The 9,521-nt window shown below is 61.2% G+C and carries 8 protein-coding genes; all 8 read right to left on the reverse strand.

Annotation, left to right across the window (positions count from 1 at the left end; genetic code table 11):
• Nucleotides 1-986 (reverse strand): MFS transporter (locus tag AC11W3_RS12050; protein WP_484093082.1); only part of this gene is annotated, 986 nt, incomplete at its 3' end.
• A gap of 197 nt (nt 987-1,183) precedes the next feature.
• Nucleotides 1,184-2,527, reverse strand: coding sequence for an acetyl-CoA hydrolase/transferase family protein (locus AC11W3_RS12055; protein WP_484088233.1), 1,344 nt, complete (start codon nt 2,525-2,527; stop codon nt 1,184-1,186).
• Nucleotides 2,528-3,401: 874 nt separating this feature from the next.
• Nucleotides 3,402-4,250 (reverse strand): 3-hydroxyacyl-CoA dehydrogenase family protein, encoded by an 849-nt coding sequence (locus tag AC11W3_RS12060; protein WP_484093083.1) that lies wholly within the window; start codon nt 4,248-4,250, stop codon nt 3,402-3,404.
• A gap of 71 nt (nt 4,251-4,321) precedes the next feature.
• Nucleotides 4,322-6,115 (reverse strand): CoA-transferase, encoded by a 1,794-nt coding sequence (locus AC11W3_RS12065; RefSeq protein ID WP_484093084.1) that lies wholly within the window; start codon nt 6,113-6,115, stop codon nt 4,322-4,324.
• A 159-nt stretch (nt 6,116-6,274) separates the two neighbouring features.
• A complete protein-coding gene (locus AC11W3_RS12070; protein ID WP_484088230.1) occupies nt 6,275-7,060 on the reverse strand; it encodes an enoyl-CoA hydratase-related protein in 786 nt (261 codons plus the stop codon).
• Nucleotides 7,061-7,136: 76 nt separating this feature from the next.
• Nucleotides 7,137-7,910, reverse strand: a complete 774-nt coding sequence (locus AC11W3_RS12075; RefSeq protein WP_484088229.1) for an enoyl-CoA hydratase/isomerase family protein — start codon at nt 7,908-7,910, stop codon at nt 7,137-7,139.
• 113 nt (nt 7,911-8,023) lie between these two features.
• Nucleotides 8,024-9,163 carry an acyl-CoA dehydrogenase family protein gene (locus tag AC11W3_RS12080; protein WP_484088228.1) on the reverse strand — a complete coding sequence of 380 codons (1,140 nt, stop codon included), beginning with the start codon at nt 9,161-9,163 and terminating at the stop codon, nt 8,024-8,026.
• 110 nt (nt 9,164-9,273) lie between these two features.
• On the reverse strand, nt 9,274-9,521 hold a 248-nt coding region (locus tag AC11W3_RS12085), incomplete at its 5' end, for an SDR family oxidoreductase (protein WP_484088227.1).

Genomic DNA, 9,521 nt, shown 5'->3' on the forward strand with positions numbered 1-9,521 from the left:
GGGAATCCTATGAAGCCGGCCAGGCCGTTGAAGGAAGCGACCAGGGCCGCGGAGGAGAAGGCGCCGCCGCCGAATTCCTTTACGATCTCGACCGACCAGTAGCCGTAGAACCAGAGATGCCAGCAGATACCGATGCCGGAAATGTAGAGTAGCACGAGGTTTGGTTCCTTCAGGATCGGCCCCAGCTCGTTGGATTTCTTGCCGAAAACAAAGGCGATCAGGATGAAGGTAAGGCACATCAGGATCAGCGCGATTCCGACCTTGCTCAGGCCCAGACGATCGGTGACTGCGTAGACCGCCATGATGGTGATGAGGAAGAGGACCGAGGTCTTGAGGAGGCTCGAGAGTGCGGAGGAATATGCATACTTCGTGCTGCCGTCATTGGGGGCGATGAATTTCTTGATGAGTAAGCCTACCACCAGGGTGGCTGACCCCAGCAGCAGGAACGGCGCCCGCCAGGCGTCCTCGCCCATGTAAGGCTTGGCGAAATTGATCAGGTGAATTGTACCGAGGAGGGCCGAGGTGAAGCCCAGGGAAAGGCCGGTGATGACTATCCCCATTCCCAACCCCATCTTGTACGGAGGAGTGAGCTGGGCGATCAGCGAACGGTCATTCGAGTAGAGAACGCCCTCCCCGAGGCCGGTGAAGACCCTCAAGGCGATAAATGCGACAAGCCCCCCAGTTATCCCGGTCAGGACCGTGGTGATCCCGGCCCAGAAGATGCTTATCACGATGATGGTCCGGTGGCCGTATTTGTCACCGAAGTAGCCGCCGGGAAACTGCGTCAGCATGTAGCCGGCGAAAAAGAGGCTCCCCAGCAATCCACCCAGGGCATGAGGGTTGGCCGCGGACTTGAGAAAGCCGACGTTGTTGGCGATCATCCAGCTGATGACCGGTCCGGTAATGGTGCGGTCCGCATAAGATACCGCCCATCCCATGAAAAGCATCAACCATACGGTGTGATACTGCTCCCATTTAGTTTTCATCCTGCCTACCCCCACAAAGTTATTCGAAGGGAGTGGCAAGGGAGGAAACCGTCCGTCCCCTCCCCCGCCATCCCCCCCTGCGAGATATATGATTGACCAGTCAGTCAATCAACCAACACTTTTAAAGCCTGTAAAGGAAGCTTCGGGATACCTCGTCGCGTGACGCTATGATAACGGAAGCTGCCATGGCCTCAGCCTTAGAGATAGTGGAGTTCCCTGGCCTTCGCCGTCATCTCTTCCCGGAACTGGGGATGAGCGATGGCGATCAGCGCCTGCGTCCGCTGACGAACGCTCTTGCCGTAGAGTTCCGCGACCCCGTACTCCGTCACCACGTAACGGACATGGTTGCGGCTGGTCACCACCCCTGCCCCGTGCTTGAGCATCGGTACGATCTTGCTGACCACAGTTCCGTCCCTCAGGGTGCTGGTGCTGGGAAGGGCGATGATCGGGACTCCCCCCTTGGAGCGGGCCGCGCCATAGAGGAAATCGAGCTGCCCACCCACCGCGGAAAACTGGCGAGGGCCGATACTGTCGGCACAGACCTGGCCGGTGAGATCGACCTCGATCGCGGAGTTGATGGCGACCATCCGGTCGTTCTGGGCGATCACGAATGGGTCGTTCACGTATTCGGTCCGCAGCAGTTCCACCAGTGGGTTGTTGTCGACCCATTTGTACAGGCGTTTGCTCCCCAGGATGAAACCGGCGACGATCTTCCCCTTGTGGATGTTCTTGCGGGCGTTGTTTATCACCCCTGCATCCACCAGGTCGATGACGCCGTCGGAGAAGAGCTCGGTGTGAATGCCGAGGTCCTTCTTGGTATAGAGGTGCTTGAGGACCGCGTCGGGGATGGCGCCGATACCGAGCTGCATGGTGGCGCCGTCGGGGATGAGGTCGGCGATGTACGCAGCCATCTTCTCCACCACGGTCTGGTCGCCCTTCTCCCCCATGGCGTGCTCGCTGATGGGGCAGTCGACCGGGACGATGTAGTCCATCTGATCGACGTGCATCGCCGTATCCCCGAGGGTCCGGGGCATCTGCTGGTTCACCTGGGCGATGATGATCTTGGCACTTTCGGCGGCCGTGATGGTGAGGCCGGCTTCGGATCCCATGGAGCAGACGCCGTTCTCATCGGGGGGCGATACGTGGATAAAGGCCACGTCCAGCGGCAGAATGCCGTTCTTGAACAGCAGGGGGTACTCCGACAGCATCACCGGGGTAAAATCGGCGCGCCCTTCGTTGACGGCGTGGCGCACATTGCCGCTGACGAACATGGAGTTAACCCGCAGATGCCCTTCCATTTCGGGCGCTACGTAGTCGGACGGGCAAAAGGTCAGGCAATGGCAGATTTCGACATCCCTTACCTCGTGCGCGCGGTTCACCAGGGCTGCCAGCAACTGCATCGGCACCGATGCATTGGCTGTCAGGAAGATCCGGTCTCCCGATTTGATAGCCTTAACAGCCTGGTCGGCTGTGCAGACCCGGGAGTTATACTCCTCCTGCCAGTTCGAAACGGGCTTTCTCTTCGTTTGTGTCTGGGTCACATTGACCTCCTCTCTCGATACTGCTCGCTGGTTATTTTTCCACCGGGGCGGTCGACGAACCCCCAGGGGTGTAAAGCGCTGACGGCCACCACCATGCTTATAACGCCGCAGTATCGGTCTCCGACCCACTCGCCAGGAGGTAACAGTCCTGCCATGGCCGTGTAGACGGTTGAATCATACGACGTTATATCGACAAAGACCAACTAAAACCTCGCCTTGGAGCGATTGCATCCGACTCGAGACACTTGGTTGACTAACCAGTCAACTATTGTTGAAGGGAACGATATCACCGCAATTATTGCGTGTCAAACAGTTTTTTATATTTCACGCAAAATTTATTTTGGCGCCTTTTGTCGGTAAATTTTCCGCTCACAGCCACCATGTCACGACCCTTCAGGCCTCTGATGGCTTGCCGCCACCAATACTGCAACACTCCAGAATTACTACTAATTGTGTCGCAACACCATAAGCAACAGCGGGACTTTCGGGAACAGCGTAGTGACCTAGGAAGGACAGAGACGACGCGTATACGGTAAAACAGCATCCCCTCTTCGCTGAGCGTTGCCGGAGCGTAATGTCAAAACGGTTTTTCGGGGTCGGATCTTATCAGCCCTGATCGTTTTTCCTTGAGCTCGGGTCCAAAGGGACCTGATGGCGAGCTGGCAGATTTTCTTCACAAAGGATGGTGATGGATGGAGCGGAAAGGCCGCTGCCGCGGAAGGAACGGATATGGGAGGTTGATTGAGTCCAGGAGGGGAAATGATCGCTTGGGAGGTTGATTGGCTGCAAGGCGAGGCGGCAGTGATCACTGCGCCTCGCCTTAACGTGATCGGTAATGCGGACAGGCACTTCCTCCGGGGAGGACCTGCCTAGGTCAGTACTCGTAAAAACCTTTGCCGGTCTTCTTTCCCAGGTTCCCAGCCTGGACCTTGCGCAGCAGGGTGACCGGAGGGTAATGACCGGGGTCCTTGGTCTCTTCGTAGATCCCCATCCTGGCTTTGGCCACGATGTCGAGCCCCACCATGTCCATGAATTCGAAGGGCCCCATCGGATGCCCCAGCCCCAGGCGCATCGCCTTGTCGATGTCCGCGGCGCTGGCTACGCCTTTCTCCAGCATGCGCAGCGCTTCCAGGATCGCCATGCCGTTTATCCGGTTGACGATGAATCCGGCGGTGTCCATATTTACCGTGATCGGTTCTTTTCCTAGGCTGGAGGCCAGCTCCGTTGCCAGCGACACGGCAAGATCCGAGGTGAGGCTGCCGCGCACGATCTCTACCAGCTTCATGCGGTGCACCGGGTTGAAGAAGTGGATTCCCACGAACCTCTGCGGATTATCGACCGCTGCCGCGATTTCGGTGATGGGGATCGACGAGGTGTTGCTGGCCAGAATGGCATCCCCGGTGCAGATTCCGCTGAGTTCACGGAAAAGGTCCCGCTTGAGGGTCAGATCCTCCGAGATCGCCTCGATGACAAAATCGGCGTCCGCTGCCTTGTCGAGGCTGTCGCAGACCTCTATCCTGGCGAGGATTGCCTCTTTGGCCTCGGCGAGTTTTCCACCCTCGCTCATCTTGCCTAGCGAGTGCTGGATGGATGCCAGTCCCTTTTCCCGCATCACGGCCATTGCGTCCATCGCCACCACGCGATGTCCTGCTTGGGCGCAGGCCTGGGCTATACCGCTCCCCATGGCTCCCATTCCGACGACAAATACCTTCTTGCTGTTCATTGTCCACCTTCCTTTCGCGGCACGGGCGCTTATCTGCCCGCTGGTCCGCATGCGAGACCGGCTAATTTCAACTAACCCAAGAGTTTCCGCTCGGGATCAAAGGAGCGCAGCAGCGCTATTTCCGCCGGCGTCGGCGGGTCCAGCCGTCGCAGATCCGTCCGCACCTTCACCGGCCAGCCGCAGGCCTGCACCAGCGCCTTCACGACTGCTTCAGCCTGATCAGGCTCGGCAAGGACCGCCGCGATCTCCAGGTCCCCGGTTTCCGCGCAAAGTTCCAGAAGCCCAAGGTTGGTGGCGACCGCGGAGAGGCGGCCTACCGGGCTTGTCACGAAGGGGAGCGTGTCGACAAACCTCCCCTTCCCTGCCGGCATGACCACGATGTAGTCGCTGTTGCCGTTCACCAGATCGTTTGCTCCGCCGGAGCCGACCAGGAACGTGCCGTTGGCGGTCATCGAAGAGTTGATGCTTCCCTTGCGATCCATCTGGCCGGCGCCCAACAGGGTCAGGCAGCGCTCTCCCCTCGGCCCACCCAGCACCCCTAAGGTGTGGATGAAATCGGAATGGAAGAGGCTGGTGCGGGTGTTGGGGGGATTGAAGAGGTACGGGTCGCCCTTCACCGGCCGGAAGCCATACAGCCCCGTTTCCGCCACCAGCATCGCAGGGAGTCCTTTTTTGTAGCAGATGTCCTCCGCCGCCCAGGCTGCGATGTGGGAAACCCCGATGCCGGCGAAAAGTAGCTCGTGACTCCCCCTTTCCACGCGAGCCACGGATTCGCGCATGGCCACCACCGCAGCGAGTTCCTCGGGAGTAACGGGCAGGTCCGCAGAAGCGACTAACCGTTGCTCGGGGACCTCCTCCACGGCCGCCGCATGGAGCGCCTCGAGACGGTCACGCCCCAGCCTCTCCAGGTACTTTTCGTGGCTTCCCCGAAAGACCCACTCCTCCACCCAGGCCCGCATGGCGGCGGGATCGCGGGACAGGCGCCGCAGTTCGGCCCGCATCTGGTAATCCTCGGCGTAGGGGCGTACGCCGTCGTCGTTCCATACGAAGACCGCCTGGGGATGGGCGCCGTAAGGCACCTCGGAGACCCAGGTCACGCGGTTCCCCGGCAAACCGGGCCGGTGGCCCAGACGGCGGAATTCCTCGGGAGAGACAACCTTCTCCGCGGTAACCACCACCCTGCGCGCCGCCCATGCGCCCCAGAGGTCCTCCCCATCGGGTCCGTAGATGACCGTGTTGCCGAGGGTATCGGCGACGACCCCATGAACGAAGGCGACATCGGGGACCAGCGGCGAGATGACCTGGACCGGTCCGCTGCCGAAAGGATCCTCGATGACCCGGCGTCCCTCTCCTGCGCCGAGATCGCTACCCATCAGGCTGCGGACGGGCACGAACGGCCATCCCAAGGCCCCGGCCATCAGTCGCAGCGACATGGTCAGGTTGGTCCAGTGAGGGTCATGCCCGCTTTCCTTCGAGACCGCCTCACCCAGCTCCCGCGCCGGCGCGGGCGAGGGGTAACTGTTTCCCATGAATGACGACTGCATGCGCCGCACGGCCCCCGCCGAGTGGAGCACCGAGGCGTACTCGATCAGGCCGGTCCCCACCAGCTCCAGCGCGTGGGTGTCACGGAATTGCCGCGCGACCTCGAAAGCCGCGGCATGCGGACGGTTGTGGGAAAAGGAGAAAACCACCTGGTCGCCCGCCCTGACTGCCCGGCTTACCGCCTCGGTCAGGGATAAGAGCTTGCTGAGGGTTCCCGGTCCTGAAGATTTCTTCCCGGTGCCAGCACCCTTTTTCCTGCCCATCCCGCAGCAGCCATCGCTGCAGGTAGCAGCGGCACCCGTTTTTTTCTGATTTGCCTTCATGATAATACTCCCTGTCCCCTGGAAATCTCCGACCCTGGAAAAGAGGAAACTCTCCGGCACCAGTGGCCGTTAAGGATGGTTGCGACCTGCAGCGCCCATCAACCCCTGCACCCCCTCCCTTGCGGGAGGGGGCTTGTTGCGCCGGAGGACGACGCCCTGTTACCGGTACGGCGAGAAGTCCGGCTTGCGCTTCTCGGCAAAAGCCTTCTTACCTTCCATGGCCTCGTCGGAGGTGCCGAAGATGCGCAGGACGTCGGCGGCCATCTTGGCCTGCCCGTAAGCATGTGCGCTGTCGGCGTTGAAGGCGTGCTTCAGGGCGCGCAGGGCGGTCGGGCTCATCTCCGCCGCCTGTCTGGCCCACTCGCGGGCCTCCTTCATCAGCTCGGCCTGCGGCACGACCTTGTTGACCAGGCCCCACTGGCAGGCCTCCTGGGCGGTGTACTGACGGCAGAAATACCAGATTTCACGGGCGCGCTTCTCTCCGACCATGCGGGTGAGGAGTGCGGTACCCCAGCCGGCGTCGAAGGAGCCGACCCTGGGACCGGCCTGGCCGAACTTGGCGTTTTCAGCGGCGATGGTGACGTCGCAAAGGACGTGGAAGACGTGCCCCCCGCCGATGGCGTAGCCGTTGACCGCGGCGATGACCGGCTTCGGAATGTCGCGGATGGTCATGTGCAGCTCGTCGATCTCCCACAGCCCGTTGGCGCTGGTGCCGTAGCTCCCCTTCTCGGCGTACTCGAGCTGGTCGCCGCCGACGCAGAAGGACTTCTCCCCTGCCCCGGTGAAGATGACGACCGCGACCCCCGGGTCCGCCCATGCCCTTTTGAAGGCATGCAGCAGCTCCTCGATGGTCCGGCCGCGGAAAGCGTTGAGACGCTTGTTCCTGTCGATGGTGATGGTCGCGATCTGCTCGCTTACTTCGTATGCTACATCCGTGTATTCCATGACTTCCTCCCTTGGTTGTTGTCTGGTTATTACCAGCTGATGGCTTGTGGGCCGGGCAATCCCGCCCCGAGTTCTTCTAGTTCTTCGCCGCAGCGCGAGCACGACGCTCTGAGACAAACGCCGTGACACGCGTCCTGGCTTCCTCCGAGACGATCAGCTCCGCCTGCGACTCTATCTCCATGGCGAAGCCGTCTACCTCCGGCCTGGTGAAGGCTGCTATGCAGTTCTTGCTGACCCGGAGGGCCGGCAGGGCCAGGGATGCGATGTGGTCGCGGATCTGAGCGGCGCGCGCGGCAAGTTCCGCCGACGGCGCCGCCCACTGCACGACGCCCAGGCTGCAGGCGGTAGCGCCGTTGACCACGTCGCAACCGAGGATCAGGCGGCTGGCAACGCCGGGTCCGCACAGCCTCGTCAGCCGCTGGGTGCCGCCGGCGCCCGGGATGAGTCCCAGCCTCGCCTCCGGCAAGCCGATGGTGGCATCTTCAGCCGCAACGCGCAGGTCGCAGCTAAGGGCCAGTTCCAGCCCTCCACCGAAGGCTGCGCCGTTTATCTCGCACAGCGTCACGCACTGCAGGGCCTCGATCCGGTCGAAGAGCTTGTGCAGGTCGCGGTTGTACTGCACCATCTTCTCCGGCGGCTGGGTAAGGCGCTGCTCCACCTCTTTCAGGTCGGCCCCGGCGCTGAAGAGTTTCAGACCGCTGCGCAGGTGCAGGACCACGACATCGTCCTTGCCTTCGATGTCGTCGAGCACCTTGTGGAATTCGGCGATGAACTCATCGCTCAGTGCGTTAACAGGAGCCCTGGTCAGGGTGACAACTATCGACCGCTCCTTTTTCTCTAGAACGAACATGTCTTCTCCTCATCAACCGCCAGTTTATTTGACTGGTCGACCAATCATTTATGGAGTAAAAATTTACCGCCAGCTGAACAGGGACACGGTTAAAACCACAAGCCCCTTACCCACTAAAGCGGGAACCGCCCCAGAAGCTCGCGGGCGATGACGATACGCTGGATGTTGCTGGTCCCTTCGGCGATATGGTAGCACTTGACGTCGCGGTAGTTGCGCTCTACCGGATAGTCGACGCAGTAGCCGTACCCGCCATGAACGGTGATCGCGGTGTCGCAGGCTTTGAGGGCGGCCTCGGCGGCGAAATACTTGGCCATGGAGGATTCGAGCTTGATCGGCATCCCGGCGTCGTACATCTTTGCCGCGTTGAGGGTGAGGAGTCGTGCGGCCTCGATCTCGGTTGCCATCTCGGCGATCGGGAACTGGATCCCCTGGAAGGCGGCAATCTGCTTCCCGAACTGGGTTCGCTCCTTGGCGTAGGCTATCGCGGCTTCCAGCGAACTCTGGGCAATCCCCACGATGAGTGCTGCCACGTTCACCCGCCCGCGGTCGAGCGCCCGGGCGAATTTCTTGAAACCGGTACCTTCGTCGCCCAGCATGTTTTCCATGGGAATCCTGACGTTGTCGAAGAAGAGGCAACAGGTCGGGGAACCATGCATCCCCATCTTCACCTCCGGCGTGCCGATCTCGAATCCCGGCATCCCCCTCTCGAGGATGAAGGCGGAGACGCCGTTCTGTGTCTTGGCGGTGACCAGGAAGACGTCGGCGACCCAGGCGTTGGTGATGAAGGCCTTGGAGCCGTTCAGTACGTAGTGGTCGCCGTCCAGCACCGCCCTGGTCTTCGGATCACCGGCGTTGGATCCGCCGGAGGGCTCGGTCAGGCCGAAGGCACCGAGTTTGCGGCCCGAGGTCAGGTCTCTCAGGTACTTGTCCTTCTGCTCGGTGGTGCCGTGATCGGCGAGCAGCGTCGCCACCAGGCTCATGTGGGCATTGAAGCAGTTGCCGACGGAGCCGGAGGCCTTGGAGAGCTCCTCCAGGATGAGGCAGCAGGTAACGGCGTCGCAACCCGCCCCGCCGTACTCTTCAGGCTGCCCCGCTCCCAGGTATCCCTGCTCTCCCAGCTCTTTGAAAAGTTCCCGCGGGAACTCCCCCGTTTCGTCGATTTCCTTCGCCAGAGGGGCGATCCTCTCCTTGGCGTACTCCTTGATGCCGTTCCAGGCATCGAGTTGAACATCGGTCAAAAGATACTTATTCATTTATGGCTCCTTGAAATGACCAAATAACAACGGCCGGTTGAAAACCCCGCCATGGTCGCACCATGCTTCCCCTAAACAGCACTTCTCTTATGAAAATCGTGGTCACGTCGCTACATCATGGTGTAGCCGCCGCTGGTGCTGAGGGTCTGGCCGGTGATGTTCCCGGCGCAGTTGGAGGCGAGGAAGACCACCGCGCTCGCGGTATCCTCCGGCGTCCCCACCTTGCGCAGCGGGTAGGCCTTGGCAGCCTTCTCCAGCACCTCGGAAGTGAAGGTCCCGAGCTGCGCCTGCCAGTGGCTCCCCTCCCCGATCTCCTCGGGCTTGGGCGGGGTGAGGCCGGGGCAGACCACGTTGAACC

The sequence above is a fragment of the Geomonas sp. genome (assembly GCF_056994735.1).

Excerpts from the sequence above, each read along its gene's own strand:
- AC11W3_RS12075 (WP_484088229.1), bottom strand. The coding sequence starts at position 7,910 with ATGTTCGTTCTAGAGAAAAAGGAGCGGTCGATAGTTGTCACCCTGACC.
- AC11W3_RS12080 (WP_484088228.1), bottom strand. The coding sequence starts at position 9,163 with ATGAATAAGTATCTTTTGACCGATGTTCAACTCGATGCCTGGAACGGC.
- AC11W3_RS12065 (WP_484093084.1), bottom strand. The coding sequence starts at position 6,115 with ATGAAGGCAAATCAGAAAAAAACGGGTGCCGCTGCTACCTGCAGCGAT.
- AC11W3_RS12070 (WP_484088230.1), bottom strand. The coding sequence starts at position 7,060 with ATGGAATACACGGATGTAGCATACGAAGTAAGCGAGCAGATCGCGACC.
- AC11W3_RS12060 (WP_484093083.1), bottom strand. The coding sequence starts at position 4,250 with ATGAACAGCAAGAAGGTATTTGTCGTCGGAATGGGAGCCATGGGGAGC.